Source organism: Microbacterium sp. MRS-1 (assembly GCF_000585455.1).
GTDB lineage: Bacteria > Actinomycetota > Actinomycetes > Actinomycetales > Microbacteriaceae > Microbacterium > Microbacterium laevaniformans.
Map to the genome: position 1 here is coordinate 13,486 of NZ_JAUF01000080.1, position 25,264 is coordinate 38,749.

Sequence of the window (25,264 nt, forward strand, 5' to 3'; positions counted from 1 at the left end):
CGAAAGGGGGAGCCTCATGGCAACAACGACGACGAAGGAGGACCAGCGGGTTCTTAAACTGCCGAAGGTTCCGGCGGTCCGGAAGGCATGGCTGCACACCGCAGCGGCTCACCGTGAAGCCTTCGGCAAGGCGAGCACGAAGCGCGGCAAGGGCTGGGCGAAGCTCCTGACGACGGTCCCGGCTGTATGGCTGGGTCTGGGCGTGTGGGTGGCGCTCGTTCTCATCTGGTCGTGCGTCTTCGGGTGGGTAGACGACCTCCCTCGTTTCTTCAAGGACGAGGACGACACCGACCTTCGCCGCAAGCTCGCACTGTTCCGCTGGCTGAGCCTCGTGAACACGGCGCTGCTCATCGCGCTGCTGGCGTTCGCGTTCCCGGCAGCGTTCCCGCTCGGCGTCCTGGTGTTGGGCGCCGCGGTGACGAACCGTGTGACCGCTCAGGTGTGGAAGTCGAAGAAGAACCCGTTCGCGCCTAAGACCGGCTTCGTGAAGAAGGCGGGGGACCGCTACGCGGCATCCGTCATCGAGCGCGATGGTCAGATTGTCGGCTCTTGGTGGTGGCGTGCTGCCAGCGCGTCGCTGCTGGTGCCGATTGTCGCGTTCGCTGTCGAGGGTATGAAGGCTCCGGAGCTGGCGGCGTACGGCCTCATCGTGCCTGACGGCATCCGCAACATCGCGGTGGCCGCAGTCGCCGTGTTCGCACTGCTCCTCGCCGTGCTGGGCGGTGTGTCCACTGGTCGTCGTCTGCGTGCGGAGTTCGGTCACGAGGTCGCGTTCAAGGACGCTCTGCGCGAGAAGCTGATTCTGGCTCTCGGTCAGGAGTCTGCCTCCGGTCAGAAGCAGTTCATGACCGCGGAGGAGCAGGGTCTCCTCCGTATTGAGCGCTCGACGACTGAGGTGGGTGGTTGGGAAATCACTCTGCCTACGAGCCTCTGGCCGGTGCTCCGGGACGAGGAAGCGCTGAAGGCGTCCCTCCGTCGTGAGCTGGACACGGACAACCTCCAGTTCATGCTCTCCGACGTGTGGGAGGGCCACTTCGCTATCGGACCACTGGACGACGAGGAGCGTCGCATCCGTCGCAACCTTCGCGAGTCCGGTGGCCTCACCATGGACGACCCCGGTTTCGACGACCCGAACGGCATGGAGGAGCCGCTGCCCCGTGGCTTCACGGTGGACGACCTGGAGGACTGGGACAAGACCGCTGCTATCGCGGCTACGTTCGCGGAACTGGGCCTTCAGCTCGTCGGCTTCAACCGCGCTTCCAAGAAGTGCATCGTCGAGGCGGAGGCTACGGCGACACCTCGCGCACGCTGGAAGGAGCTCACGAGCGCATCTGAGCGCGCTATTCGGCAGGATGCCGAGATGCTGGCACGGCGTGACCGCGCTGTCGTTCTCGACCTCGACCTGGTCGAGCGCCGTGTGTTGCTCAGTCCGATGCTCCCTGCGATTGTCGCGGAACGCGAGACGATTGCGACGGAGCTGAAGGCGGACCTGATGAAGGTCCGTATTGCGGTGACGTGGAGCACTGAGGGTCGCGCGGAGTCCATCGACGTGGAGACGCGTGCGGTATCTCCGGACCCGGACGCTGCTCGCGAGACGTGGCGTAAGGTCATCAACGCGATTCATGGCGGCTCGAACGGCTGGCTGATTCACCCGGACCCCGTCCGTGGGATGACGAAGCTAGTCTACGGCGAGCCTCGTGCGCTGCCTGCGCTTGTGCCCGTGGTGGACCTGCTGCCGTCGGCAACGGGTATCGACGCGTGGAATCACATTCCGCTTGGTCGGGACTCCCGTGGCGGGCTGGTGACGTGGGACATGGAGGCGGGCGTTCACGCGCTCATCGTCGGTCCCACGGGGTCTGGCAAGTCCATTCAGCTCCTCGACATCATCCTGAACGTGCTTGCACGGGGCGGGGATGTCGTCGTCATCGACGGGTCGCCGAAGCGTGGCGCTGACTTCATGAAGGTCCGCGGCTTCACACGTGCGTGGGCGGACAACCCGCTGGACGCGAGCGAGGTTCTGGAGGCGGTCTACGCCGAGGGCCGTCGTCGCGCGGACCTCGTACTGGAGTACGGGGGCGCGTCCTGGCACGACATCCCGGCTGACGTGCGTGCACGTGAGCGGGTCGTGCCTCTCGTCGCTGTGGTGGATGAATACGCGGCGCTCACTGCGCTCCGTGACATCCCGAAGGGTGCCGACAAGGAAGACCCGAAGGTCGTGGCTGCGCAGGAGGTCAACGCTGCGAAGTCGAACGTGATGATGGTGATGGATGACATCACCCGCGAGATGCGCTTCGTCGGCATTCGTGTCGTGCTCGGGTTGCAGCGCGGTGACGCGTCGATTCTGTCTGGCTTCATGCGGAACAACTTCCCCACGAAGATTCAGTTGAAGACGCCGAACATGCCGCTCGACCCTGCCGGTCTTCGGATGATGTTCCCCGGCGAGTACGGAATCGCTGCTGAGGAGGAGTTCCGCGCTCTCGATACGGGAGAGCCGGGCCTTGGGGTGACCGCGCAGGAGGGTGGTGCGGTTACCGGCTATCGCGGCGGCTTCATCAAGGCTGAGGGCGATGCTATCCCGGAGCTGATTGCTTCCCTGGGTATCAGCGTTCCTCCGCCGCTGGTCGCTCAGTCGGCTCCAGCTCCGCAGCAATCGCCGGCTCCTGCGCCGCAGCCTGTGCCGTCCTCTTCGAAGGATGACGACTGGCTGTTGTGACCGCTTCGGGGCGTCTCGAAATCTTCTGGTTTCGGGGCGCCCCGATGAGCCGTTTTCGGAGACCTCTCCGCAACCACTAGTAGGAGAGGGAGAGAGCACATCCGGTTCGGGGAAGCACCCGCACACACCACACAGAAGCCCGGCTGGCCGCGCATTGCTCTCACCCTCCTCCAACAACTTCTGGAGGTGACCATGGCTGAGTACGAGCTGCCGAAGCGTCGCTGGGCGACCATTGTGACCGTCCTGTTCATTGCGCTCATCGCAGCGGCTATCGCGGCGCTGTTCTTCTTCGCACCGAAGACGGAGACGCGCCCCAACGCAGAACCCGCGCCCGTCGCGACGGAGCCGGTAGAGCAGCCCGCTCCCGCTGAACCGGCACCGGCACCCGACGCGACACAGGCCCCCGCGCCGGAGCCGAGCGAGACTCCGGTTTCGTCGGTCCCCGAGCCGAAGTACACGCGCGACGACCTCAACATCCTGGGCAAGTCCATCTGGGACGCGTTCGGTGAGGACGTGGTGCTCGTGAACAGCGGTGTGCAGTACCCCGACGCGAACTTCAACACGAAGGTCATCCGCCCGTTCGACCCCTCCGCGGCGGTCGGCGATGAGAAGCCGCTGAACATCGAAGGTTCGAACTGGGTCATCCGCGTGACCGAGACTGACGCGAAGAACGGCACCGTCTGGAGCATCATCACATGACGCCGCGTTTCCCGGTTCGCTTCCGACCAACAACCCCTATCCGTCGTTCCGATGGCATCATCCAGGGTTACCACGTCGGTCCGCAGGTGACGGAGAACAGTGACGCGCGAGCTGCCTTCAATCCGCGGCCGTCGCGGTCACTGTTCGACACGGTTCCCGTCTCGCCGACGGCGCCTGACCTGACCGCTGCTCGTTCGACGAAGGTCGGTCACCGACGCACCGTCCATGTGACGGCGGACTCGTTCGTGCTCGAAGAGTGGAACCACCGAGCGCTCGACTACCGCTCGGTGCCGCGCACCGCTGACTCTGAGGCTGCTCTGCGCAGCCGTTACCCGGAGGTGTTCGATGCCTGAACCCACACCCATCCGCCGCTCTGACGGCGTTGTCCAGGGCTACCACGTCGGCCAGCGGGTCACGTCGAATCCTGACGCGCGCGCCGCGTTCAACCCGAGGCCTCAGCGCTTCCTTCCGGTCGAACAGTGTGCGTCGTTCGCTGGCGCCGCTCGGCACTACCGCGAGGGTCGCACGCTCGACTGGACGTGGAACCGCGACCTGGCAGCAGAGAGTGGTCTACCGCTGGAGCGCGTGGACGAGCTGGTGAAGCGTCACGTGCACCGCGAGCTGCTGGCGGAGTACGGCGACCCGCGCGAGACGGAGGCGTTCGCCGCTGCCGTCGAGGCGACGCGTCGGGCTGAGGCTGACACCGAGTATTGGCACCACATCGAGATGGCAGCGGTTCACGCGCGTCACGCGGTGGTCGTCGAGCTGCTTGGTGACCGCACTTCGCCGGGCCACGTGCTCGACGCTGCGGTGGACGAGGCGGTCCTGGACGCGACTCGCAACTGAGACATCAAGTCCTCGCTGATGCGGGGGTCAACGCCAACAGACAGGAGAAACCACATGGCGAAGCAACGTGAACTGAAGACCCGCGCAGACGGTGTCAAGCAGCACTACACGACCGGTACATCGGTAACCTCAAACGCGGACGCGCGGGCGGCTTTCAACCCGCGTCCCGCGAAGAAGGAGGAGCCGGTGGGATTCACCGACGAGCAGGTTGAGGCTATCGACCGGGTCGCGTACGACGACTACGACGCCGTTCAGGCAATCCAGCGACCTCGCGACCACGGCGATGACTACGTCGCGATGACGGTCACCGTTAGCTGGGAGGACGAGAAGCCTGTCGTCACGCTGTCCCGCAGCGAGGTCGTGGCTGTCGGTCACCTGAACTACAACGATGGCGAGCCTGACTTCTGGGAGTCGATGCTCGACAATGCGAAGCAGAATCACGAGTCCACCGAGTTTGAGGACTTCGCTGAGGCGCGGGAACGCATTGAGGCGGAACTCGAAGAGGCTGGTGTCTCACCATCAGATGTTGAGTTCCGCGAGGTCAACGATGTCGATTGGTATGACGCTCGTTCCTACTCGGATGACGACCTGGATGAGGACGGGTTCCTCATCGACCGCGGCGACTGAGCCGCACCTCGCAGAACGCCCCGCTGAGCAGCTTGCTCGCGGGGCGTTCTGCGTTCCGCTGACTACTGAACGGAGACGCCCATGGCGAAGAACAGGGAACTGAAGACCCGCGCAGACGGCGTCAAGCAGCACTACAACACCAGCTCGTCGGTAACCTCGAACGCAGACGCGCGGGCAGCTTGGAACCCGCGTCCGGCGAAGGGAACGGCGGTGGCTGCACGGGAGCCGAAGAAGCTCAGCATCCTCGATGCGATTCTGGCGGAGCCGGGCGGACGCCGCGCACAGGGTCTCCCGTCATTCCTTCGCGAGGACAGCCCGGTCCTCGACCCGAACTCCCCGAAGTATCAGCCCGCCGCGGTGAAGGTCTATGAAGGCGACTTCATCTATGACGCGGACGGCTATAACCGTCATGGCCGCGACCGCGACCTGCGAGACCGCGAGGGGTTCGACCCCGACGGACTGGACGCTGAGGGTTTCAACCGGGACGGCCTCGACAAATACGGCTGCAACCGTGAAGGCGTGAACGGCGACGGCATCCCGCGCGCGTACGTCGCGCCTCTCGTGAACGTCGGCAAGACGAGCGACGAGATTCGCCGGTTCTACGAGGAGCGAATCCCTGTAGAGCTGGCTGTGGAACTCTGACGCAGAACCACGGCATAACGCCGACCAGACTTCCGGCAATCGTGCTCGATATCGCGTCGTTTCGACGTATCGAGCACGATTTGACCTCATGGAACGCGCTGTGCGCCCCGCTGAGCGCCTAACAGCGCTCTCGGCCACAGCCACCCCACCCCGCGCTCGTTCGTCCATCTGGCGAACTCGCCCGAAATCACGGGTGCCACATCTTGTTGGCATCTGCCGCCCGGAAGGAGGGCATCATGTCGCTCGACATCATGAAAGCCAGGGCCGTCATCGCCCTCATCATCGGCGCCGGAGTCTGGGGACTCGTCGCATTCCTCCAAGAACGCGCAGTCTTCGAACCTGTCGTCTTCGCGGTCCTCGCCGCGCTCTCGTTCGCGGTGCAGACCGCGGGCCGTGGCCTTCCCATGCGACTGCCGCACCGCTTCGACGGCTCCATCGTTGAGCTGCGCAAGAGCGTGGGGGAGCGGTGGTGGGTCTGGGTGCAGGCCGGTTCCGGTCTCTGGGTCGCGGTCCAGGCTCTCGCGTTCGGACTCATCTCGCTGCTCGCGCAGACGTTCCTCGTCGGTGTGTTCGGCGGTACCGAGGTGGCGCAGTTCATCGGGACGGTGCTCGCGGTCGCCGCGTGTTCGTTCGGCCTCGGCCTGCTCGTCCGCCGTCTCCGGGAGGTGACCGGCATCGCCGGTCGCTTCGACGCGTTCAAGGCGCGACTGAAGGCTGACGTGGGCATCGACGTGGAGGTTCATCCTGTCGGCGGTCTGGCGCTCGGTTCGCTGGCCCGCGCGGTCGCCGTGCAGCTCCTGAAGATGCTCGTTGTCGCATGGTCGGCGTACTTCTTCTCGTGGTGGTTCGCGCTGTTCCTCGGCGCGGGCATCCTCATCGCGATTGTCGCGCCTGAACTCATCAAGCGCCTGAAGCCGAAGGAGGCTGCACATGTCGGAGACAACTGAAGCTGAGCCGCGAAAGGTCCGTATCGGGCTGCTCCCGGTGCTGGTACTCATCACACTCATCGTGGGCGGCGGTATCTGGCTCGCGCTGTCACAGAACGCCGGTCCGTCTGCGGCACCTGCGCCTACTGAGAGTTCGGCAGCTCCGGCGCTGACGCAGACTGCTCCGTCCACCTCCCCGTCGCCGAGCGCGTCGCCGACGGAGCGTCCGCTGCTCACGGCGGACGAGTTCCTGACGGCGAACCTCGGCCGCGGGTACGAGCTGCGCGACGACGCGGGCAACCCCGCAGACCTCTGCTCGGCATCGCGCTTCATCGCGCCGTACAACCTGGACGCCGGAGCGCCTTCAGGGCGCACCTTCGACCGGGAGACTGTCGAAGGTTTTATCCGCGTGACGCCCGTCACCAACGACTCGAACGGCTACTTCGGAATCATCGACGCGGACTGCTGACGGCAGCAGAGAACGAAGCCCCAGCCACCTACATGGCTGGGGCTTCGTCGTTCCGCGGGGCGCTCTGGAGGCGTGACCGCAAACGTTACGAGGCGTATCTCGCCCGCATCACATCCACATCCTCCGACTCGACCGCCGAGCCGGACTCACCAGCAAAGGACACAGCATGAACAAGAAGAAGACCATCCTGAGCTGCGGCGCAACCGTCGCAGCATTCGCCATCATCCTCGCCCCAGTCGGCAGCGCTCTCGCGGCCGACGAGGTGACCACCGAACCGACCACGACCGTGAGCATCGGCGAGGAGACCACGGTACCCGCCGACGCTCCCGCCGCCGATGAGACGCCGACTGCCAACCTCGCCGCCGAAGGGTCGGCCGCGGAGGAGGTGCCCGTCGAGCCGACGGTTTCCATCGCGGTGCCCGAAGTGGCTGTCCAGGCGGCACCGGTCGAGAACCAGACGGAGACCGCGGCTCGCGCCGTGGCTCCGCTCATCTCCACGGATGGTCTGACACCCATCGGCACCGGCGTGTTCCAGCCGTCGCCTGCCGCGCCTCCGGTCGAGTACGACCGGTACATGCCGAGCCTGCACGATGCGTTCATCTCCGGTGTTGCAACGCCGGAAGGCAACCGAGCGCCCGATGAGGTCGAGCTGAACCTGCGCAGCCTCGTCGGCATCACCGTCCAGTCCCCGACTGAGACGTGGCAGGAATCCGGATTCCGCTACTCGATGGACGGTGCCCTGGCTGCCCGCCCGGACACGGGGGAGTCAGCGAACGTTCCCGGCTTCAGTGAGCGCATCGACTGGAGCGAGTTCGCGTTCGATGTCACAGCGCTCCCGCGCACCGGCATCGCGTCTGACACGACCGCGGCCGACGGCAAGGTCCGTCTCGTCGCGTTCGACCAGAACTCCACGTACGGCGTCACGGTGGCACTCCGGCACATCGCGACCGGCGTCACGAGCGCTCCCGTCACCATCACCGGCCGCTCCGGCATGGACGGTGCGTCCACGTTCGCGTGGGTCGGCAACGCGCCGACAGCCTCCTACGAGGGAGGCATCCCCATGTGGAGCGCAGCCGACCGTGTCGAATGGCGCAACGGTCGCTACTTGACCTGGGGTGCGCCGCGCGAGACCATCACGCCGACCGGCGCCCGCACGGTCACACCGTCGGAGCCTCGGCTGACTGTCGGGCAGGCGCCGCTTGGTACTCCGGCGGGCTTCGGTCTGACGGACTACGGTACCGGCCCGCAGACGACGGGGCAGCCGAGCTACCGCGTTGGTGAGCTGACCGGTGAGCTGACGAAGACGGTCTCCATCGACCTGGCCGAACGCATCCCTGGCGTCACCGCCGTCGCACTTCCGAGTGCGGAGGACGGCACGCTGGCGCTCCCGGCGACCGATGGTCTGTGGTCGAAGGACCGTGAGTTCATCGGTCTCGACTACAACGCGCCCGAAGGCCTCACGGTCACGGTCAGCGGCACGGTCGTGACGTTCGACTTCGGGAGTGCGGAGTGGCTGAACGCTGCTGGCATCAACGTCCCGGTCCTCCTGGCGGACGGCACACGTGCTACCGCCGAGGTTCGCACCGAGTCGCTGCCGCGTGACATCGCGGGTGGCCTCGTCGAGAAGCGCATCCCCGTCGAGACGCCGCTGTTCATCTCCGACGAGGAGATGCTGGCCGCGAGCCGCCTGACAGGTCTCAGCCCCTCGATGGCTGAGGTACAGGCTGTCGAACTGCCGGACGGCGTCCAGCGTGTCAGTGGCGGGTTCGAGTACGAGGGTTCCACAGAGCCGACGGCGCTGAGTTTCGGATTCACCGTCGCCGAGACGGTGGACACGGAGTTCGGTCCGGTTCGCCCGGACGTTGCGGCTCCCGGTGAGGTTCGTATCGCCGTTGTCGCGGGGGAGACCCCTGTGACTCCGGAGCCGGAGGCGCCGGTTACCCCGCAGCCGAAGCCTGAGCCAAGCGCCCCCGCGCAGCCGCAGACCCCTGCGGTGAAGCCGAACCCGCGCTTCGAGACCGGCGACTCCGGTCCGCTGGTCGCATCGGAGAACGTGACGGAGTCGGGTACCAACCCTGCTCTACTCACTCTCGGCGCTGCTGGAGGCCTCGGCATCCTCGGCCTTCTCGCGGTGCTCGCAGCTCGTCTGCGTCGCCGTAGCGAGGGCTGACTCGTAGGCGGCTCGCCCTGGTGTCAGAGCGAGCCGCCTACACCCTTGGACACGAGATTGGACACCTTCATGAAGACCCTCATCAAGCTTGTCAGCGCTGGCGTCGGCGCGGCACTCAGCGTCGTCGCGCTCACTGGCGTCGCAGCATCCGCGACTACGCCTCAGCAGGCGACTGCGCGTACAGCCGTTGTGAACGGCGGACAGGTAGTCGCGCTGCCTCCGCTCGTCACCGTTGAACCGCGCGCTGCCGTGCAGCCGGAGCAGGCTGCCGTCAAGACGCTGAACACGGGCGTGGGAATCCCCAGCGGTGGCTACTGGCAGTCGCGTCCCGAAGCCATCTTCGGCCGACAGTCCCTCATCCTCCCTGCGGGCGCGTGGCTCTCCACGGGCCAGGCGGCTGCCGCCCTAGGCGTCGGCTCCGTTCAGGATTCCGGCTGGGCGAGCGCCGCTGCAAGCGGGTATCGAGTGAACCTCGGCGGCGGGGGCTGGTCCGGTGGTAGCGGAGGCTGGGCCATGATTCAGGCGCCGACGACCGGTCTCGTCAACGAGATTCTCTACGTCCAATGGCGATGACCCGACGCACGATTACAAGAGCGCTCCGCACACTGTTGCGGGGCGCTCTCTCGTTTGTCGGGGGTGCGCTCCTGTCCGCCTCGCTGATTCTGGGAGTGAGCGCGCTGTCGCCAGCTCAGCCCCTGACCACGCCCGTACCCACGCCAACCGCGACGCCCGTTGTCACGACCATCGCTCCCGAACCGGAAGCGACCGCGAGTTCGGAAGCGCCTGCCCCTGCGACGCACGCCATCGACGACATCCGCGAGATGTCGGTAGCGGCAGACGGCGTCATCTCTCCGCCAGACTTTGACCATGTCTTCCGTGTCCGCGGGCTGCCGGACGGCCCCGTGTGGCTGGCAGCGCACGCGCGTTCACCGGGCCGCGGGACGGCACCAGGCAACGTCTTCCTGACGTTCCAGGTTGGCGACCGTATCGAAGCACTAGGCGGCTCCTGGCGCATCGTTGAGCGCTGGTCCGCAGCGAAGGGCGCCGCGGGCGAGCAAGGCCCGTACAGCGACCCCCAGGCCTACTCGGACCACCTCATCCTCGTGAGCTGCCTACCCCGCGAAGGGGGAGCTGCTCTCTCGAACACGTGGCTCGTAGCCGAGCCGATTGGAGCACCATGACCATCGACATCCGGGGCACGCGCCTCTCGCTCGAACGGCACCTATCCGAGTTCGTGAAGGCCGGAGGTGTCCGCTCCCTCGGGGCGGAGTCATATCAGGTGGCCGGTGGCCGCGTTCGTGTCCGCCTGACCGAGGAGCGCCGCTTCGAAATCATCGTGTCGTTCACGGCGCTGCGCACGTCGAGCCGCCTGTTCGTCCGCGACATCGAGCTTGACTACCAGGCTGCTGTCACCGCCGAGGTTGTCCGATTCCTGCTCGCCGTCGGCATCGGCGTCGAGTTCTCGGTGACGACAGCGGCGTTCTTCGGTGCTGTCGTCACCGTGGACGCCCTACCCCAGACCCCCGCCGCTGCCGCGGCTCATACCTTCGAGTGGAGATGACATGACAAAGCACTCAACCGACCCGAGCAAGAGCCTGCGCCGCTCCAAAGGCGGCACAGGACCGCGCCGCTACCAGAACCTCTACACGGTGACTGCGGATGCTGAAGCTCGCGCTCGCATGTACCCGCGTCCCGGTGCGCCACTCCCGGACACCCGTGTCTGGTGGCAGAAGCTGCTCGAAGCATTCATCGAGTGGCGCGACAGCCGTGAAGAGGCTCGCGACGAGGCGGAGGCTCACGCGGCCTTCATGGCCTCCATCGAACGCCTGGAGGAGCACACGCCGCACCAGGACCGTCGCACGCCGGAGGAGCTGGAGGAGCTGCGCGAGACCATCGAGCGGTTCACTGGCGAGACACCGGAGCATCTGCCTCGGATGACTGCTGCGGAGTGGGTGGACCGATACCAGGACGGCGTCGGTATAGCCCTTCGTAGTGCTCGTCGTGTTCGTGAGGGCCGCGACCCGGTCACCGGTATCGACCCTGTGACTGGCCTCGACGACTTCGACATGAACGCGGAGCAGCGCGCCGACCTTCAGCGTCGCTTCGACGCGGGCCAGGTGCAGTTCAAGGCGCTGCCGAAGTCGAAGGCTACGGGGAAGCGCTGGCTGGAGGACGGTGTCACCGCGGTCGGCACGTGGCGCGACTCGAACCTGCGAGTGGACCCACGCTCACGCTTCCACTTCACCCCGATGGAGTGGTACCTCACCCCGCTCGGGTACATGAACCGGAACGGCACCTGGTTCGGCGACAACGGTCTGACATTCGACGACAAGACGCCGGAGCAGCACTCGATTCGGATGGAGCACCTTCGGTCCGATGAAGTTCAGGCTGACGTGCTTGACCAGGCTCGCCGTGAGGCGGAGATTGCTCGGCTGTTCGAGAGCGAGCGATTCCAGTTCAAGTACGACTGAGCGAGCGGCGCCTTCACGAGTGAATGCAGGGGCAGGGTGGGGAGCCATCACGGTTCTCCCACCCGGTCCCTTCATTCGTGAAAGCTAGCCGCCTACATAGGAGTTGACGCGCGCGTCCACTTTCGAACAGGCGTACTGATACCATAGAGGTAGTGGGAAAGTCAAGTACGAACATTTGACCGACCGAGACAACTGAACAAAGACGAAGAGCCGGACCTTCCGGCCCGGCTCTTCAAGAAACAAAGAACACATCCCGGAGTTACCAGCTCCGGCCCATCCCAAAGGAAAGGAACGCTATGTTCACCCTCGATTCTACCATCTCCACCCTCCGCTGGGTGCTCGTGGCCATCGGCCTCGTGGCGCTTGTCGCGGTCGGTATGACGGCATGCCTCACTGGCTTCGCCGCATGGAACGCCGTCGCGACTGAGGCCGCGGTGAACCACGAGGCATCGCCCGCTCTCATTCCCTTCATCGTGGAGGCGCTGGGGCAGCTCATCGCGACCGGTGGCCGCACGGCCGTAGCTCTCGCCGTTGGCGTCGGCGCGCTGGTCTCCGCGGTCCTGGTCTCCCTCGCTCCGCGCATCGCGTCGGCCGTGAGCACCGCTTACTGGGCGGTTCGCGTTCGTCGCGAAGCAACCCGCCGCGCCGTCTACTGCGCCTCGGTGAACACGACGGCGGTTGCCCGATGAGCGTCTACTACCAGGACGGCGCTCCCGCGCACCGTCGCTTCTCAATGCCCGGCAAGGGCTTCTGGACGCTGGCTGCCATTAGCCTCGTGCTGTTCGGTGGACCAGCCATCAGCCCCGCGGTGGTCTCCGCGGCGTCCGGCTACATCACCGGCACCGTGGACCAGCGCACCCAGCAGGCGAACGAGGCTGCGCAGGCTCTCGCCGACACCGGCGATGAGCGTGGCGTCGAGGCGGGTGAGCGGTTCGTGGAGAACGCGAACGGCATCCTGACAGGCTTCTCGAACTTCGTCGAGTCCTTCCGCTTCTCTCTGGCGGGGGAGGCCCGCTGATGGCTACCGACCCCATGCTCATCATCGGCGGCGTTGTACTGACTATCGTCACATCCGTCGGAGCGGCTATCGCTGTCCCGGCATGGGCGAACCAGACTGCTGACGCGGTGAATACCGCCTACTCCGTCTGCTACACCCCGCAGGACGAGAACCTTCAGTCCATCAGCTCATCCGCTGAGGCGGCGACCGCTGGTGGCGCTGACGTGGACGCGAAGACCGCGGAGTGCCAGGCGCTGTACGGCGTGCTGAAGCCTGCGCTGGACGCCTACCTGGCGGGCGTCGCCCCGCTCGAAGACTTCGACCTCGACACCGCGACGCCGGAGCTGCGTGCGGAGGTTGAGAAGTGGCAGGCGGTTCTGACGCCGGAGGTGCTGGAGCAGATGCAGCGCACGGAGTCCACGGACGAGGCGCTCGCGTACTGGCAGTCCATCGTGACCGCCGCTGAGAAGGGCGGTGAGCTGTGATGAATGCGGAACGGAATACCGGAGGCGGCTCGGGGCTGCTCATCCTGGCCCTGTTCATCATCTTCGTGCCGGGACTGGTCGCACTCCTCTTCGCAGTCTTCGTCGGAACTGCTGCGATTGCGCTGGCCGTCGCGACGCCCATCGTCGCAGTTGCGGGTGCTGTCGCCTTCAGCGTCTGGCTCATCCAGCGTCGCCGATTCGCCAAGGAACTGACCGTAGTCAACAGCCTCCCCGCGTCGGACAACATCTTCGAGCGTCAGCGGCGACAGGAGCGCCTCGACAATGCGCGACCTACGATTCCAACTCGCGTTGCGTTCGGGGGACTGGCTGCGGCTCTCCTCGTCGGCGCCATGGCAGTGACGTTCTTCACGGTGCAGAACGCCGAGACCGCAAAGAAGGAGGCAGACGCCGCGGCGTTCGCACAGCGTGTCGCGTCGGTGGTGGATGTTCCTGAGTCAGCCGTCATCTCGCAGCCGAAGGGTGTCTACGTTGACCGGGGCGGACGCTCCGAGTTCAGCTTCTGCACTGACCAGCGCGACCCGAAACCGCTCAACCCGGACACGCACGTAATCATCCCGTTGACCTCCGACTGCTTCTCCGTCTGGACGGTGGAAGAGCTGGCCCGAGCCGAGGCGTACGACGCCGAGTACGAGATGGCGGAGACCGCGCAGTATGTGCTCGGCGACCTCGCTTACGTACACGACGCGGCGGTAGGGCCGGACAACACGCTCTTCGTGCTGATGCCTGAGTATGAAGCCAACGGCGCCATGCGTGACCCTGGCTTCCAGGCAAGGCTTGCCGACGCTCACCTGACGGCTCAGGTCAGCGGGAACGCGCTGGTGTTCACGTTCCCAGCGGAGAAGGGCGGTGAGCTGTGATGCTCGGACCCCAGCTTCAGCTACGTTCCCTCGCGACATTCGTCGTCACCCTCGTTCTCGCGTGGGTCTTGACTCCGTGGCTCGGCATGGAGGCGTTCCTGTACGTCCCGCTGTTCGTGTTCTTTGTTGTCGCTGGACTCTTCGCCGTATGGACCATCGACGAGTGGCTGCGTGAACTTCGGGCTGAGCGTCGAAACGAAGTGACCCTCGCTGAGAAGGTCGGTGAGCAGTGATGAGTGCTGAACTCGCCATCAAGGCGGATGCTGTCTCCGCGGCCCCTCTCACCTACCTGAAGGACTTCAGTCGGACCGGTTACTGCATGGAAGCCTGCTGCGTGCATCTCGACCTCGACGGCGGGAATGAACCTCATGAACAGTTCGAGTGTGAGCACGGCGTCTGGCGCTTCGTAGAGCGCATCTACCTCACGAGAGCTGTTGAGGATTCGACCGAAGGTTGGGACTTCAACATCGACGGAGGAGCGACCCGCTACGTGCAGTCCGGTTGCGACCTGTACGCGACGCTCGTGTGCGGTGACTGCGGTCACGAGACCCTCATCGAGGACCGCTTCTACGGCCCGCTCGAATGCGAAGCGTGCGGCGCTGAATGGGCACGCACATGCACTTGGTCCGTGGAGCCGGTTCCTGCTGGCGAGGTGGAGAACCCGCTGAACGTCATCGAGTACCGCGTTCTGCGCGGGAGCCTCGAAGAGCTGTGGTCCAACGGCAGTATCCAGTTTGGGATGTGGGACGGTGAACTCAACTCCGCCGAGGCGAAGGTTGTGGGCCGTCGCTACCAGGCGGTCGCGACCGAGGATGTCATCGAGCAGTTCCTCGCCATCGGCGACACTGACCAGGCTCTCGCACACTGGCATTCGCTCGTCGAGCGCGCCCAGGCGAGCGGGGACATCGAGCGTGCTGTGGCGAAGCTTGAAGAGCGGGAGGCCGCGGAGCGAGCGGCTGACAGCTCGCGCGCTTCTCGCCCCGCGCGGTTCGTCCAACCGCTGGTGTTCATTCAGCTCCCGCCGTCCGCGCCGCAGACTCGTGACTCGGCATTCGGGCGCATCGTCGAGCGAGGTGCAGCGTGACCGCTGTAGAGCTGGCCGAGGACGAGAACCTCGAACTCATCCTCGCTCTCGCGGACATCGCGGTGGCGAGTCGAAGCGGACACGAGCTGCTCGATGAGCACGGTCGAGTCGTCGCTTCTGCGCCGGAGCGCTGCGGCTGCCGTGTCGCCATCCCCGGCCACGTGGATGGTCTCGGCGATGTTCACCCGCTCGCGCGTGGCAACGTCATCCGGACGGTTCGCGGCCGTCGGCAGCATTTCATCGAGTTGGACGCGACATGGGGTGAGCTGGCAGCGGTGCTCATCGACCCGCTGCTCATCGCCCCGTCCACGTTCTCCGTGGACCCGGACCGCGTGCTTCAGCGGCTCCAGGAACGCCGGGGAGGTGTGCGATGAGCGTGCTGGAGGAGAACCGCCACATCGAGGTGGACTTTCACCGATATGACGGCCTCGAAAGAGCGGTCGAATATGACTCGGCTGACGAGACCGCGGCCAGCCGAGACCTCGGACACGCGGACGCCGCCCGCGTGTACATCGACACTGCGCTGGGCCGAGAGCCGTGGCTCCTCGACTGGAACTCAGGAGACGGCTCTGAGGCCTTCCTAGTCGGCGTGGGGACACCGGGAGCGTGGGTCACCTGGGACTTTCTCTACCACATGGGTCGGTCCTTCACGCTCATCGCGCTCCGTGCGACGCTGACACTTTCCGAACGCGTCGCCACAGACGGTCGCTATGACCTGGCCCTCACAGCGGGAGATGCGGCATGAGCATCATCCTGTTCTCCGTCGCATTCGCGGTGGGCGCGTATCTCGTCCTCGTGTCGGGTGCGGTCGTCGCGGCACACCTCATCCTGTGGCGTGACCGCCGAGCCGTAGAGCGGAACGCGCAGCGTGATGCTCGCATCGCGACCGCCGCCCGCGCTTTCATCCCCGGATGCGACGGTCTCGACGACCGTGCTGCGGTCCGCGTGGTTCTGGAGGCTCGGCCATGAACGTGTTCAAGATGGTGGAGGACATCGTCGCTCAGATTCGTGAGGCCGACCAGCCGATGCAGGGACGGTGGCAAGTCGGCTTCGAAGTGATTGCGGTCGCGCGGCCGGAGAGCGACACCATCCGTGTGCGGTACCCGGTTGTCGCTCAGCTACCGTTCACCGCGGATGAGTGGCTGAGCCACCCGGCCGTCGTCAGCTTGTCGCGTACGGCGCGCACTGCGCATACCCGCGAGTTCGATGCAGTCGAGTTGGCGCCCTGGGTGCTGGACGACGGCGCGCTCGATGCGGTGGTCGCGGCTGAGGTGGACCCCGACTATGCACGTGCCGCGCACCGTGCGGGTGTGACCGATGCGTGGCAGCTCATTGAGGCGTGGCGCAACGGCATCCTGGTCGAGTTCCTGAGCGCGCTTGGCGGTGCGGCATGACGGTCGCGGTCCGGTTCACGGCAGCGTCGGCCAGCGGGAGCTTCATCGTTCTCGCGGCCGTCGCTGTGGTTACCGCGTCACCCGGTGCGCCGCTGACGGTCATCGCGTCGGTTCTCGGCATCCCGCTCGCGTGGCTGTCAGCGCCGCGCATCGTGCACACGGTCCGCTCGCGGTTCGCCGCTGCGCATCGAGCGGAGCGGTGCCGGACGATACTCGCGGCGGTGCCCGAAGAATGGCTACGGGTCGCGACCGGTGCCGACGTGGACGACCTTGCACTCACGGCGGGCCGAGCGCATCGGCTCGTAGAGCAGTACGTCGCCGGAATGCCGGGGGAGATGGTGGGGGTGAAGGTATGAACACGCGAATCGCGCTGCATCGCGCGGATTGCCGCGAGGTATTGCCTGCCGAAGCGGATGTCATCATCACCGACCCGCCGTACGGCGTGACGAAGCACGGCGAGATGCTTGGCCAGATTGCACCGAACTACAAGGAGAAGGGAACGCATACCCGCGGGTATGCAGACCACGACCCGCAGGCGTTCTCCGACCTCCTGCGCCCCGCGTTCGACCTCATGCTCCGGAGTGTGCCGAAGGGCGGTCTGATGCTCGCCTGGTGTGGAAATCGGACGCTCGCGCAGATGGTCAGCCACGCGGAGTACACCGGCTGGCAGATGCTTGACCTAGTCGTCTTCACAGGAGGCGGTTCCTGGGCGAAGAGCAAGAGCATGCTCGCGCCACGTCATGAAACTGCTGCGCTAATGCGTCGGCCGGGAAGTATCCGCAACTTCAATACCGACCGGACGAAGACGAATCACATCCACCTCCCGAAGACGCGCGGTGAATCTGACCACCCGACCACCAAGCCGCAGACTTGGATGCGCGCTGCGGTCGAGGCGTTCACGGAGCCTGGTGAGGTTGTGCTTGACCCGTTCGCCGGGTCCGGCTCCACCCTCATCGCCGCGCACGCGCTCGGTCGAGGGTTCGTCGGGGTGGAGCGCGACACCGAGTTCGCATCCATCGCTGCACGACGCATTGGGGAGGCGCTGCGTCGATAGCGTGTGAGCATGGGCCAATCCGAGTACGACTTCACGACACAGCTCATCTGGACCCGCCAGGAGATTGAAGCGGGGCGGATGGTGAACCTCCAAGACGACGCCTTCCTAGACTGCGCAGCAAGCCCGCTCCTCGCGTCTGCGCCGCGGTTCGTGACGACAGTCCACTTCGATGAGGACTCGTCGGACTGCGCGGAACACGCGTCAATCGCCGCCGGACGAGCAGCATGGGCCGTTCACAGCAGGCACGCCAGATTTGAACGGCTCTCAGGACGTGACTGGCGCGTGACCGCCGTTGACCATGATGAGGAGTTCGAGTGCATTCGCCACGTTGACGTTGAGATGACGTTGGCCACATACGGTGACCTGCGAGTCGAGACGCTCGACCGTTGTCTCACCGGCGTCGAGGCCGACGCCACGGGCGGCACAAGGGGCGCGACCTTCAACAGCATCCTGGGTGCGACGTGGTACGACTTTCTGAACGGCTGGTGGCACGCTTCGGACCGCGACCTGGGGCACTTCAACGACATGGTGCGTGTGGGTACAGACCTCAGCCTGCGGTACATGCTCGCTCTCAGACGCGGGGAGAGTGGAGCGCCGCTTCCGCTTAGCGTCGAAGACAACTTCGCGGTGTTCCTCAACGCGGCGCGCGACCGGCCGTTCGTTGAGTACGCCAGTCAGCTGGTTGAACGGACGCACGACGCAGCCGCCATCGTCCACTGGTTCACAGACGGTATTGCCGTCGAGTACGCCGCTGGCGCCCTCGAAACATAACGGCACGCCACAGCAATGACGCTGCGGTGTCGCCAGCCGCCTACAGACCAGGCATGACACGACACGAGCACCCCGCATCCCACCTCATCGTTCAGACCATCACGCGCCTGCGCGACGCTCTGTTCCACCTCGACGGTGCGCGACTCAGCGCCACGGACGACATCTACGACCGAGTGCACCGCTGCGCCCACGAGGCTGAAAGGCTCGCAGAGCGATGGGCCGCGGTGCTCGGGGAGTCCGTGGACCCGCGTCCTATCGACGTTCGATTTCCCTCACGCGGATACGGCCTGGTGGTCGCGCACAGGGTCGGTCTCGTCCGGCTGTGGCTAAGCGACGCCGCGATGTGCTTCGTTGCGAGCTTGGACCCCGACCACGAGTGCGAGCACATGGCGCCGCTCGTCGTTCAGACGCGTGAGCTGCTGGTGGATGTCCGCGTCCTCGATGAGGAGCGGCTGGAGACGCTCGAAGCTGTCGCCTACGTCAACGAGTGCGATGCGCTTGGGCTGGCGGAGTTGCTGGACGCTGCGGCTCCTGACTTCGTGCACGACATCGACGCCTGCGACCTGGAGGTGCTCGATGCATTGCGCGACGAGCGCGTCCCCGCATCGTTCGTGCGCGACGCCCGAGGCAACCGCCCGTATCTGAGCACCGACGAACTGGTGGACGTTCTCGACAGCTTCATGCGCCGCGAGTGACCTCACCTCCGGTTGCTCCGCGACGGTCCGGCGGCGCGTATCCACTCCTGCCAGGTGATGACAGCGGCGAGCTTCAGACCTACCGCGTCGTTCGGGAAGTATCCGATGAGCTGACGCTGTGCCGGGTCGGAGTGGTAAGTGACTGACCGAATCAGCGAACGGTCGGTCCCACGGATGGGGACGACCCGCAGTATCGCGATGCGCTTCGACCGGTCGAACATCAGCCACGTACCCTGCTCGACGCCGCGCTGAAGCTGCGACATCGGAGACCAGTGCTGCACCACGAGCACGACGATACGTCCGTCCGACGGCCTAGTACAAATGTTCGACCGGTGTCGGAGCTTGCTCGTACGCTCGACGCGACACGTCGCGTCGGTTCGTGCCGTGTCGTGGCGTTTCTCTAGGACTGGAGTCAGCGATGATAGAACACATGGACCTGCGCACGACGGATGACATCGCCGCCGCTAGCGCAGCCCTCATCGGCGACCTCGGCGCGGTCGGACCGCAAGAGCGTGCGCTCCTCGACCGCGCGTCTGACGCAGCTCTGCCTGACACGCTGGTAGGGCGTCTCCGCCAGGACATCGAGGCGGGTCTCGACCCGCTCGGGGACGCTTATACGAGCATCGTCTCGCCTGCCGACCGTCGTCCCAAGGGTCAGACGTACACGCCGAACGCCATCGTCGAAGCGATGCTGCACTGGGCGGTGGACCACGGTAAGCCGGAGCGCATCGTGGACCCCGGCGTCGGCTCCGGCCGGTACCTCCTCGCGGCGGCGCGAGTGTTCCCCGATGCAACCCTCGTCGGACTCGACATCGACCCGCTCGCGACCCTGATGCTTCGTGCCTCGCTCAGCGCCGCTGGCTTCGCCGACCGGGCCACCGTGATGCTCGGCGACTACCGCAAGGCGAAGCTGCCGCGCATCAGCGGGAGCACGCTCTACATCGGCAACCCTCCGTATGTGCGGCACCACGACATCGACGAGAAGGGCAAGAACTGGCTCGCGCTCGTCGCCGCGAAGCACGGCCTCCGCGCCTCGAAGCTCGCCGGTCTGCACATTCACTTCTTCCTGGCCACGGCGGAGCACGCGCGCCCCGGCGACTATGGTGCGTTCGTTACTTCGGCCGAGTGGCTGGATGTGAACTACGGGTCCGTCCTGCGTGACCTCCTGCTCAACGACTTCGGCGGGACCGACATCCACGTCATAGACGCGGAGGCGCAGCCGTTCGCGGACGCGCAGACCACCGCTGCCATCACCGGCTTCGTCATCGGCAAGAAGCCCGAGAGCCTTCGGTTCCGCTCCATCTCGTCCACTGGTGAACTCGGGCGCCTGAACACCGGCCGAGTCGTGACGCGCGAGCGTCTGGCCGAGGCAAACCGCTGGTCTGTCTTCCTGCGCACCGGAGCGGACATCCCCGAAGGTCTCATCGAACTCGGTGAGCTGGCGCGAGTCCACCGCGGCGCCGTCACCGGCGCGAACGACGTGTGGGTGCAGCAGCGCCTCGGACTCGACCTCCCAGAGGACGTGCTCTACCCCGCGGTGACGAAGGCACGCGAGCTGTTCGCGGCGGGGGAGCGGCTGTCGAGCGCTGACTCGCTGCGCGTCGTCGTTGGTCTCCCCGAAGACCTTGACGTACTCGATGCGGCCGACCGCAAGCGCGTAGACCGGTTCGTCCGGAAGGCGAAGGCGGCGAAGGTGCCGAGTGGTTACGTCGCGTCGAAGCGCCGCGCATGGTGGAGCGTCTCGCTCCGCGACCCCGCGCCCGTGCTCGCGACCTACATGGCCCGCCGTCCGCCCGCCTTCGTCCGCAACGATGCCTCTGCCCGCCACATCAACATCGCTCACGGGTTGTACCCACGTCAGCAGATGAGCGATGCCGTCCTCGACAAGCTGGCCGCGCACCTCCGCACGGCGGTGTCCCTCGCGCAGGGACGCCGCTACGCGGGTGGCCTGACGAAGTTCGAGCCGAAAGAGATGGAACGGCTTCTCGTTCCATCCCTCGAAGAACTGGAAGCTACGACGTAATGCCTTCACTCCAGCCCCGTCAGTGGACCCTCGAAGAGCTTGAACAGCTCGCGTCAGACTCGCAGCGAGTCTTCATCGAGGAGCGAACCACGGAGCCGCTGGAGAAGTACGGCGAAGACTTCGACGAGGCCCGCGGGTACGTCGAAGATTTCCTGGAGCTGACGACGGATATGTCTCTGCTCGCCGACAACGCCCTCGAAGTCGTCACGCACCCTGGGTACTTGCGCGCCCTCCGGTTCCTCGGGGCGCCCCCAGTCTCCGAAGACGACCTGAAGACGGTTGCGGACACGACCCTCAGCCCCGGCCGCATGCGCAGCGACTCGGACGCCATGGTCCGCGTCGTCGAGACCGTCCTGCTCGTTCTCGACCGCCGCCGCTTCGCGTGGGTATCAGAGAATCGGGAGCCGTCGCCCGCAGAGCGCGACGCGGCCGTGCTCGCCACCGCCTCCCTGATGGCGACGGAGAGCACGCGCACCTGGCGGCGGAATCAGGCGAAGAAGGGCCAGGAGGATGAGGTCGCAGACGTTCTCATCTCACTCGGCTTCGAGGAATCGAGTCGGAGACGCATTGAACGGTTCTCGGACGGCCCGCCGCCCGGAAAGTTCTACCGCGAGATTCAGTTCGGCCCGAAGAAGGCTGACATCATCGTCGGGCTGCATGACGGTCGATACATGCCGATGGAGTGCAAGGTCTCGAACTCCTCGGTGAACAGCTACAAGCGTGTGAACAAGGACGCGGTCGGGTCGGCGAACGAGTGGCGACGCTGGGGCGGTGAAGGCACAACCGTGACGGGAGTGGTCGTGGCCGGAGTGTTCCGTGCACAGAACCTCCTAGAGGCGCAGGCTTCCGGTCTGTCACTTTTCTGGTCGCACGACCTCACGTCATTCAAGAACTTCGTCGAGGAAGCCCGATAGGAGACGCCATGGTTGCCCACGCCCCTGAAGACGCAAAGGTCGGTCTCGCGCAGGTGAAAATGCGGGACAAGACCGTGTGGCGTGCGAAGGTGTCGTTCGTCCAAGACCGTGATGGCGAACCGTTCCGAAAGACGCTCACCGGCATCGGACCCACGCAGGATGCTGCGCGCGAGCGACTTGCCGCGAGCATCGCGCGATACAACGAGGAGCCGAGGTCGTGACGCGCCAACGCCGCGTCCGCGGTAGCGGCGGCCTGACGCAGGTGAAGATGCGCGACCGTCTCGTGTGGCGCGCGAGTATGGGATTCTGGATTGACCGGCCGACGGCCGATGGCGGGACGGAGCGGTTCCGCAAGACGGTCACCGGCATCGGAGATACACCCGAGGCTGCCCAAGAGCGGCTGGCCGTGAACCTGGAGAAGGCTCGCGAGCAGTTCCCGGAGGCGTCGTGATGGCCTCATTCCAGAGCTATTCCAGAGATTCCCTTGCGAAGGGTCATATCGAGGGCTACTCCGTCCCGGAAAGACGGTGCTCTCACCGCGTTATGCCGCGAATGGCGCACTAAAAGTACAATCAGTGGGTTCTGGGTTCGAGTCCCAGGGGGTGCACCACAGCAAGGCCCGGCCCGCGAGTGATCGCGGACCGGGCCTTCGTCGTTGCTGACGCCCCTGCCCGCGCGCAGAACGGGAGGAGAAATCACCTCCGGAGGATGAACGCGCCGTTGCGCTCCTCCCGGGGTGAAATCTCCTCCCGAACTGCCCCCAAGCTCCGGCGAGGACGGCCTATGCCGCGTCGCCCACGAGCACCGCGGCTGCCTCTTCCGCGGCATCCGCATCGTGCGCGTCGATGCGCGCGAGCGCCCGACGGCCGATCAGGATCGTCGCCGCCGAGATCAGCACCGAGATGCCGGCGAACACGAACGGCACCGAAGCGTTGAACGCGTGCCACAGCGCAGCGGCGATCGGGGGAGCGGCAGCCCCGCCGAGGAAGCGGACAGCGGAGTACGCCGACGAGGCCACCGATCGTGGCAGGTCGGTCGCCTCCATCACCGACTCGGTGAGGATCGTGTTCATGAGACCCAGGAGCAGTCCGCCGACGATGATGCAGACGACCAGCCCCGCAGCCGAGGCCACGACGACCGCGGCTACGAACAGGTCGATCGCCAGCAACGGCAGCACGATGAGCATCGCCGTGCTCCGCGACAATCGGCGCAGCAGGATCGGGGCGATCCACACGCTCGTGATCGCGAGGGCCACGCCCCAGCCGAAGAAGGTCAGGCCGATGCCCATCGCGCCGAAGCCGAGCGGAAACGGCGAGAAAGCCAACAGGACGAAGAAGCCGATGTTGTAGAAGAGGGCCGCGATCGCGAGCACCGCCAACGCGGGCTGGCGAAGCGCCTGGAAGGGGGCGGACAGCTTCACCGGCGTCCGCTTCTCCTCGCCGCCACGCAGCAGAACGAGCACCGCGACGAAGGCGATCGCCATCAGCGCCACGACGCCGAAGAACGGCCCGCGCCAGCTGAGCTCGCCCAGGATGCCGCCCAGCAGCGGCCCGATCGCGATCCCCAGTCCGAGGGCCGCCTCGTAGAGGATGATCGCCGCCGCGCTGCCGCCGGAGGCTGCACCCACGATCGTGGCCAGTGCGGTCGAGATGAACAGGGCGTTGCCCAGGCCCCACCCGGCGCGGAAGCCGATCACGGCATCGACGCTTCCCGACACGGCGCACAGCAGGGCGAACACGACGATGAGGCCGAGGCCGATCAGCAGCGTCGCCTTCGTGCCGATGCGGGAAGAGATCCAGCTCGTGACGAGCATCGCAAGACCCGTGACGACGAGGTAGCTCGTGAAGAGCAGCTCGGTCTCCACGGGTGTGGCGCGCAGCGACTCGGCGATGGCGGGAAGGATCGGGTCGACCAGACCGATGCCCATGAAGGCGATGACGCACGCGAACGCGACGGCCCAGACCTGAGCGGGCTGGCGCCAGATGGTGACCTTCTGGGACGTGTGGGCGTTGTTCATCGAGCCACCTCCGCCACGCGTGTACGCGCGTTGACGATGTCCGCGGCGCGGCGGATGGTGTGCCATTCGTCCTCGTCCAGGTCGGCGAAGCGCGGTGCGAGGGCTGAGCTCAGCACTTCCAGCCACTCGTCGAGGGCGGTCATGCCGGACTCTGTGGCCGAGACGAGCGTTGCGCGAGAGTCGTCGGGGTCGCTCGTCCGCTCCAAGAGCCCGGCATCCGCCATCTGTGCGACCAGCCGCGTCATCCCGGGTTGAGTGACCCGCGAGAGCGTCGCCAGGTCGCCGATGCGCAGCGGTCCGTTGTCGCGGAGGAGCACGAGCGTGCGCCACTGGGCGGAGGGGGCGTCGGTGCGGGTGTCCAGGGCCGCCACCCGTGTGAGGGCATGCGCGCCGATGAGCAGTCGCAGGATGTCGTCGGAGTGTTGCATACCGCAAGCATATACCCGAGGTATGCAAAGAGGTTGTCGGATCGTGACCGTGCGTCGGTGCGCGCTGTTTGACACGGGGCGTCCGCCCGAACATGATTGCAGTACCTGAATCGGTTCTCAGGTCTTCCTTCCAATGGTGAAAGGCACGCACATGCGGGTTACGAAGAAGTTGCTCCACGTGAGTTTTGTGGCCGTCGTCGCGACGACGGCTCTCCCCCTCTCGGCCTGCGCGCCGCAGGACGCGACGACGGGTGGAGCGGCGACCGCCGGCGGCGGACCCGCGGAGGTCACGGTCGGCGTCGTCACGAGCGAGACAGGTCCGCTCGCCGGCTACGGCAAGCAGTATCTCGAACACCCGCAATCTGTACTGGCTGACTCTCGTCGTGCTGGTGGTGGTGTACCTGGTGGTGCTCTGGGTGGACCGCTCGCGGCTCGGACATCTCGCACAGGCGGTGCGTGAGAACGAGCTGCGCGTGCAGGTGCTCGGACTGCGCCCCTACACCGCGAAGCTGCTCGTCTTCGTCCTCGCCGCCCTCTGCGCCTCGCTCGCCGGCATCGCGTACATGCTGCTGCAGTCGGGCACGCAGCCCAGCACCGTCGGCGCCGATCTCACGATCACCGTGCTGGTGATGGTGGTTCTCGGCGGCGTCGGGTTCCGGTGGGGTGCCATCGTGGGCGGTGTGCTGTACACGATCCTCGACCAGCGGCTCACGGTGCTGGCGCGCGCGGAGTGGATCCGCGACCTTCCCGACGTGCTGCGCATCCCGTTGTCGGAGCCGCTGTTCCTGCTGGGCGTACTGTTCATCCTCGTGGTGATGTTCCTGCCCGGCGGCATCGCCGGCACGATCGATGCGGCGGTGCGTCGTCGTCGGGGCGAGCGCACACGCTCGCAGCTGCGCCAGATCGACGACGCGGACGAGAACGTCGCGGAGCCCGCGGGGGTGCGCGCGTGAGCTTCCGA

At 66.0% G+C, this 25,264-nt stretch carries 33 protein-coding genes and 1 pseudogene; 31 read left to right on the forward strand and 3 right to left on the reverse strand.

What is annotated here, in order from left to right:
• Positions 1-16: 16 nt before the first annotated feature.
• From AS96_RS12630 to AS96_RS12760, 26 genes are all read left to right on the forward strand, one after another.
• Complete coding sequence (locus AS96_RS12630) at positions 17-2,713, forward strand: type IV secretory system conjugative DNA transfer family protein (protein WP_036290360.1); 2,697 nt, start codon at positions 17-19, stop codon at positions 2,711-2,713.
• A gap of 192 nt (positions 2,714-2,905) precedes the next feature.
• Complete coding sequence (locus tag AS96_RS12635) at positions 2,906-3,412, forward strand: hypothetical protein (protein ID WP_036290364.1); 507 nt, start codon at positions 2,906-2,908, stop codon at positions 3,410-3,412.
• An 86-nt stretch (positions 3,413-3,498) separates the two neighbouring features.
• Positions 3,499-3,765, forward strand: coding sequence for a hypothetical protein (locus tag AS96_RS12640; RefSeq protein WP_036290367.1), 267 nt, complete (start codon positions 3,499-3,501; stop codon positions 3,763-3,765).
• Positions 3,758-4,258 carry a hypothetical protein gene (locus tag AS96_RS12645; protein WP_036290368.1) on the forward strand — a complete coding sequence of 167 codons (501 nt, stop codon included), beginning with the start codon at positions 3,758-3,760 and terminating at the stop codon, positions 4,256-4,258. Before AS96_RS12640 ends, AS96_RS12645 begins: the two co-directional genes overlap by 8 nt.
• 54 nt (positions 4,259-4,312) lie before the next feature.
• Positions 4,313-4,885, forward strand: a complete 573-nt coding sequence (locus AS96_RS12650; RefSeq protein ID WP_036290371.1) for a hypothetical protein — start codon at positions 4,313-4,315, stop codon at positions 4,883-4,885.
• A gap of 81 nt (positions 4,886-4,966) precedes the next feature.
• Positions 4,967-5,527, forward strand: coding sequence for a hypothetical protein (locus AS96_RS12655; protein WP_036290374.1), 561 nt, complete (start codon positions 4,967-4,969; stop codon positions 5,525-5,527).
• A 236-nt stretch (positions 5,528-5,763) separates the two neighbouring features.
• Positions 5,764-6,474 carry a hypothetical protein gene (locus AS96_RS12660; RefSeq protein ID WP_036290377.1) on the forward strand — a complete coding sequence of 237 codons (711 nt, stop codon included), beginning with the start codon at positions 5,764-5,766 and terminating at the stop codon, positions 6,472-6,474.
• Positions 6,458-6,922, forward strand: a complete 465-nt coding sequence (locus tag AS96_RS12665; RefSeq protein WP_036290380.1) for a hypothetical protein — start codon at positions 6,458-6,460, stop codon at positions 6,920-6,922. The genes AS96_RS12660 and AS96_RS12665 overlap by 17 nt, the downstream gene beginning before the upstream one ends.
• 166 nt (positions 6,923-7,088) lie before the next feature.
• Positions 7,089-9,092: a hypothetical protein gene (locus AS96_RS12670; protein WP_036290384.1), complete on the forward strand. Its 2,004-nt coding sequence runs from the start codon at positions 7,089-7,091 to the stop codon at positions 9,090-9,092.
• Positions 9,093-9,161: 69 nt separating this feature from the next.
• On the forward strand, positions 9,162-9,665 hold the full coding sequence (locus AS96_RS12675) for a hypothetical protein (RefSeq protein WP_036290387.1): 504 nt from the start codon (positions 9,162-9,164) through the stop codon (positions 9,663-9,665).
• A gap of 604 nt (positions 9,666-10,269) precedes the next feature.
• Positions 10,270-10,653: a hypothetical protein gene (locus AS96_RS12685; RefSeq protein WP_036290393.1), complete on the forward strand. Its 384-nt coding sequence runs from the start codon at positions 10,270-10,272 to the stop codon at positions 10,651-10,653.
• Position 10,654: 1 nt separating this feature from the next.
• Positions 10,655-11,563, forward strand: a complete 909-nt coding sequence (locus tag AS96_RS12690; RefSeq protein WP_036290397.1) for a hypothetical protein — start codon at positions 10,655-10,657, stop codon at positions 11,561-11,563.
• Between the two features lie 296 nt (positions 11,564-11,859).
• Entirely contained in the window at positions 11,860-12,252 is a 393-nt protein-coding gene (locus tag AS96_RS12695; protein WP_036290399.1) for a hypothetical protein, read from the forward strand.
• A complete protein-coding gene (locus AS96_RS12700; RefSeq protein WP_036290402.1) occupies positions 12,249-12,581 on the forward strand; it encodes a hypothetical protein in 333 nt (110 codons plus the stop codon). The genes AS96_RS12695 and AS96_RS12700 overlap by 4 nt, the downstream gene beginning before the upstream one ends.
• The gene (locus tag AS96_RS12705) at positions 12,581-13,045 is read left to right on the forward strand and encodes a hypothetical protein (RefSeq protein WP_155947586.1); all 465 of its coding nucleotides are present in this window, start codon (positions 12,581-12,583) and stop codon (positions 13,043-13,045) included. The genes AS96_RS12700 and AS96_RS12705 overlap by 1 nt, the downstream gene beginning before the upstream one ends.
• A gap of 65 nt (positions 13,046-13,110) precedes the next feature.
• Entirely contained in the window at positions 13,111-13,923 is an 813-nt protein-coding gene (locus tag AS96_RS12710) for a hypothetical protein (protein WP_155947587.1), read from the forward strand.
• On the forward strand, positions 13,923-14,156 hold the full coding sequence (locus AS96_RS12715) for a hypothetical protein (RefSeq protein WP_036290409.1): 234 nt from the start codon (positions 13,923-13,925) through the stop codon (positions 14,154-14,156). Before AS96_RS12710 ends, AS96_RS12715 begins: the two co-directional genes overlap by 1 nt.
• Positions 14,156-15,007 (forward strand): hypothetical protein, encoded by an 852-nt coding sequence (locus AS96_RS12720; protein ID WP_036290412.1) that lies wholly within the window; start codon positions 14,156-14,158, stop codon positions 15,005-15,007. Before AS96_RS12715 ends, AS96_RS12720 begins: the two co-directional genes overlap by 1 nt.
• Complete coding sequence (locus tag AS96_RS12725; protein WP_036290416.1) at positions 15,004-15,381, forward strand: hypothetical protein; 378 nt, start codon at positions 15,004-15,006, stop codon at positions 15,379-15,381. Before AS96_RS12720 ends, AS96_RS12725 begins: the two co-directional genes overlap by 4 nt.
• Positions 15,378-15,752 (forward strand): hypothetical protein, encoded by a 375-nt coding sequence (locus AS96_RS12730; protein ID WP_036290420.1) that lies wholly within the window; start codon positions 15,378-15,380, stop codon positions 15,750-15,752. The genes AS96_RS12725 and AS96_RS12730 overlap by 4 nt, the downstream gene beginning before the upstream one ends.
• Positions 15,749-15,976 carry a hypothetical protein gene (locus AS96_RS12735; protein ID WP_036290423.1) on the forward strand — a complete coding sequence of 76 codons (228 nt, stop codon included), beginning with the start codon at positions 15,749-15,751 and terminating at the stop codon, positions 15,974-15,976. Before AS96_RS12730 ends, AS96_RS12735 begins: the two co-directional genes overlap by 4 nt.
• Positions 15,973-16,401 carry a hypothetical protein gene (locus AS96_RS12740; protein ID WP_036290425.1) on the forward strand — a complete coding sequence of 143 codons (429 nt, stop codon included), beginning with the start codon at positions 15,973-15,975 and terminating at the stop codon, positions 16,399-16,401. Before AS96_RS12735 ends, AS96_RS12740 begins: the two co-directional genes overlap by 4 nt.
• Complete coding sequence (locus AS96_RS15520) at positions 16,398-16,757, forward strand: hypothetical protein (protein ID WP_036290428.1); 360 nt, start codon at positions 16,398-16,400, stop codon at positions 16,755-16,757. The genes AS96_RS12740 and AS96_RS15520 overlap by 4 nt, the downstream gene beginning before the upstream one ends.
• Positions 16,754-17,455 carry a DNA-methyltransferase gene (locus tag AS96_RS12750; RefSeq protein ID WP_036290430.1) on the forward strand — a complete coding sequence of 234 codons (702 nt, stop codon included), beginning with the start codon at positions 16,754-16,756 and terminating at the stop codon, positions 17,453-17,455. The genes AS96_RS15520 and AS96_RS12750 overlap by 4 nt, the downstream gene beginning before the upstream one ends.
• A 9-nt stretch (positions 17,456-17,464) precedes the next feature.
• On the forward strand, positions 17,465-18,226 hold the full coding sequence (locus AS96_RS12755; protein WP_155947590.1) for a hypothetical protein: 762 nt from the start codon (positions 17,465-17,467) through the stop codon (positions 18,224-18,226).
• A 53-nt stretch (positions 18,227-18,279) separates the two neighbouring features.
• Positions 18,280-18,921, forward strand: a complete 642-nt coding sequence (locus AS96_RS12760) for a hypothetical protein (RefSeq protein ID WP_036290435.1) — start codon at positions 18,280-18,282, stop codon at positions 18,919-18,921.
• A gap of 2 nt (positions 18,922-18,923) precedes the next feature.
• On the opposite strand, the gene AS96_RS12765 is transcribed toward AS96_RS12760, so the two are convergent.
• Positions 18,924-19,205 carry a hypothetical protein gene (locus AS96_RS12765; protein WP_155947591.1) on the reverse strand — a complete coding sequence of 94 codons (282 nt, stop codon included), beginning with the start codon at positions 19,203-19,205 and terminating at the stop codon, positions 18,924-18,926.
• 146 nt (positions 19,206-19,351) lie between these two features.
• Here AS96_RS12765 and AS96_RS12770 point away from each other — a divergent pair, with 146 nt between their 5' ends.
• Genes AS96_RS12770 through AS96_RS12785 form a run of 4 tightly spaced genes read left to right on the forward strand, consistent with a single transcriptional unit; the run spans position 19,352 to position 22,309 of the window.
• Complete coding sequence (locus AS96_RS12770) at positions 19,352-20,944, forward strand: Eco57I restriction-modification methylase domain-containing protein (RefSeq protein ID WP_036290442.1); 1,593 nt, start codon at positions 19,352-19,354, stop codon at positions 20,942-20,944.
• Entirely contained in the window at positions 20,944-21,858 is a 915-nt protein-coding gene (locus tag AS96_RS12775; protein WP_036290445.1) for a XamI family restriction endonuclease, read from the forward strand. The genes AS96_RS12770 and AS96_RS12775 overlap by 1 nt, the downstream gene beginning before the upstream one ends.
• 8 nt (positions 21,859-21,866) lie before the next feature.
• On the forward strand, positions 21,867-22,079 hold the full coding sequence (locus AS96_RS12780) for a hypothetical protein (RefSeq protein ID WP_036290447.1): 213 nt from the start codon (positions 21,867-21,869) through the stop codon (positions 22,077-22,079).
• Positions 22,076-22,309 (forward strand): hypothetical protein, encoded by a 234-nt coding sequence (locus AS96_RS12785; RefSeq protein ID WP_036290451.1) that lies wholly within the window; start codon positions 22,076-22,078, stop codon positions 22,307-22,309. Before AS96_RS12780 ends, AS96_RS12785 begins: the two co-directional genes overlap by 4 nt.
• A gap of 330 nt (positions 22,310-22,639) precedes the next feature.
• On the opposite strand, the gene AS96_RS12790 is transcribed toward AS96_RS12785, so the two are convergent.
• Entirely contained in the window at positions 22,640-23,875 is a 1,236-nt protein-coding gene (locus AS96_RS12790; protein WP_036290454.1) for an MFS transporter, read from the reverse strand.
• Positions 23,872-24,303, reverse strand: coding sequence for a MarR family winged helix-turn-helix transcriptional regulator (locus tag AS96_RS12795; RefSeq protein ID WP_036290459.1), 432 nt, complete (start codon positions 24,301-24,303; stop codon positions 23,872-23,874). The genes AS96_RS12790 and AS96_RS12795 overlap by 4 nt, the downstream gene beginning before the upstream one ends.
• Positions 24,304-24,629: 326 nt before the next feature.
• Between AS96_RS12795 and AS96_RS12800 the strand changes: the two are divergent.
• Positions 24,630-25,256, forward strand: a pseudogene (locus AS96_RS12800) (ABC transporter permease subunit); the annotation flags it as partial.
• Positions 25,257-25,264 lie beyond the last annotated feature (8 nt).

Excerpts from the sequence above, each read along its gene's own strand:
- AS96_RS12630 (WP_036290360.1), top strand. The coding sequence starts at position 17 with ATGGCAACAACGACGACGAAGGAGGACCAGCGGGTTCTTAAACTGCCG.
- AS96_RS12635 (WP_036290364.1), top strand. The coding sequence starts at position 2,906 with ATGGCTGAGTACGAGCTGCCGAAGCGTCGCTGGGCGACCATTGTGACC.
- AS96_RS12645 (WP_036290368.1), top strand. The coding sequence starts at position 3,758 with ATGCCTGAACCCACACCCATCCGCCGCTCTGACGGCGTTGTCCAGGGC.
- AS96_RS12650 (WP_036290371.1), top strand. The coding sequence starts at position 4,313 with ATGGCGAAGCAACGTGAACTGAAGACCCGCGCAGACGGTGTCAAGCAG.
- AS96_RS12655 (WP_036290374.1), top strand. The coding sequence starts at position 4,967 with ATGGCGAAGAACAGGGAACTGAAGACCCGCGCAGACGGCGTCAAGCAG.
- AS96_RS12660 (WP_036290377.1), top strand. The coding sequence starts at position 5,764 with ATGTCGCTCGACATCATGAAAGCCAGGGCCGTCATCGCCCTCATCATC.
- AS96_RS12665 (WP_036290380.1), top strand. The coding sequence starts at position 6,458 with ATGTCGGAGACAACTGAAGCTGAGCCGCGAAAGGTCCGTATCGGGCTG.
- AS96_RS12670 (WP_036290384.1), top strand. The coding sequence starts at position 7,089 with ATGAACAAGAAGAAGACCATCCTGAGCTGCGGCGCAACCGTCGCAGCA.
- AS96_RS12675 (WP_036290387.1), top strand. The coding sequence starts at position 9,162 with ATGAAGACCCTCATCAAGCTTGTCAGCGCTGGCGTCGGCGCGGCACTC.
- AS96_RS12685 (WP_036290393.1), top strand. The coding sequence starts at position 10,270 with ATGACCATCGACATCCGGGGCACGCGCCTCTCGCTCGAACGGCACCTA.
- AS96_RS12690 (WP_036290397.1), top strand. The coding sequence starts at position 10,655 with ATGACAAAGCACTCAACCGACCCGAGCAAGAGCCTGCGCCGCTCCAAA.
- AS96_RS12695 (WP_036290399.1), top strand. The coding sequence starts at position 11,860 with ATGTTCACCCTCGATTCTACCATCTCCACCCTCCGCTGGGTGCTCGTG.
- AS96_RS12700 (WP_036290402.1), top strand. The coding sequence starts at position 12,249 with ATGAGCGTCTACTACCAGGACGGCGCTCCCGCGCACCGTCGCTTCTCA.
- AS96_RS12705 (WP_155947586.1), top strand. The coding sequence starts at position 12,581 with ATGGCTACCGACCCCATGCTCATCATCGGCGGCGTTGTACTGACTATC.
- AS96_RS12715 (WP_036290409.1), top strand. The coding sequence starts at position 13,923 with ATGCTCGGACCCCAGCTTCAGCTACGTTCCCTCGCGACATTCGTCGTC.
- AS96_RS12720 (WP_036290412.1), top strand. The coding sequence starts at position 14,156 with ATGAGTGCTGAACTCGCCATCAAGGCGGATGCTGTCTCCGCGGCCCCT.
- AS96_RS12730 (WP_036290420.1), top strand. The coding sequence starts at position 15,378 with ATGAGCGTGCTGGAGGAGAACCGCCACATCGAGGTGGACTTTCACCGA.
- AS96_RS12735 (WP_036290423.1), top strand. The coding sequence starts at position 15,749 with ATGAGCATCATCCTGTTCTCCGTCGCATTCGCGGTGGGCGCGTATCTC.
- AS96_RS12740 (WP_036290425.1), top strand. The coding sequence starts at position 15,973 with ATGAACGTGTTCAAGATGGTGGAGGACATCGTCGCTCAGATTCGTGAG.
- AS96_RS15520 (WP_036290428.1), top strand. The coding sequence starts at position 16,398 with ATGACGGTCGCGGTCCGGTTCACGGCAGCGTCGGCCAGCGGGAGCTTC.
- AS96_RS12750 (WP_036290430.1), top strand. The coding sequence starts at position 16,754 with ATGAACACGCGAATCGCGCTGCATCGCGCGGATTGCCGCGAGGTATTG.
- AS96_RS12755 (WP_155947590.1), top strand. The coding sequence starts at position 17,465 with ATGGGCCAATCCGAGTACGACTTCACGACACAGCTCATCTGGACCCGC.
- AS96_RS12760 (WP_036290435.1), top strand. The coding sequence starts at position 18,280 with ATGACACGACACGAGCACCCCGCATCCCACCTCATCGTTCAGACCATC.
- AS96_RS12770 (WP_036290442.1), top strand. The coding sequence starts at position 19,352 with ATGGACCTGCGCACGACGGATGACATCGCCGCCGCTAGCGCAGCCCTC.
- AS96_RS12775 (WP_036290445.1), top strand. The coding sequence starts at position 20,944 with ATGCCTTCACTCCAGCCCCGTCAGTGGACCCTCGAAGAGCTTGAACAG.
- AS96_RS12780 (WP_036290447.1), top strand. The coding sequence starts at position 21,867 with ATGGTTGCCCACGCCCCTGAAGACGCAAAGGTCGGTCTCGCGCAGGTG.
- AS96_RS12790 (WP_036290454.1), bottom strand. The coding sequence starts at position 23,875 with ATGAACAACGCCCACACGTCCCAGAAGGTCACCATCTGGCGCCAGCCC.
- AS96_RS12795 (WP_036290459.1), bottom strand. The coding sequence starts at position 24,303 with ATGCAACACTCCGACGACATCCTGCGACTGCTCATCGGCGCGCATGCC.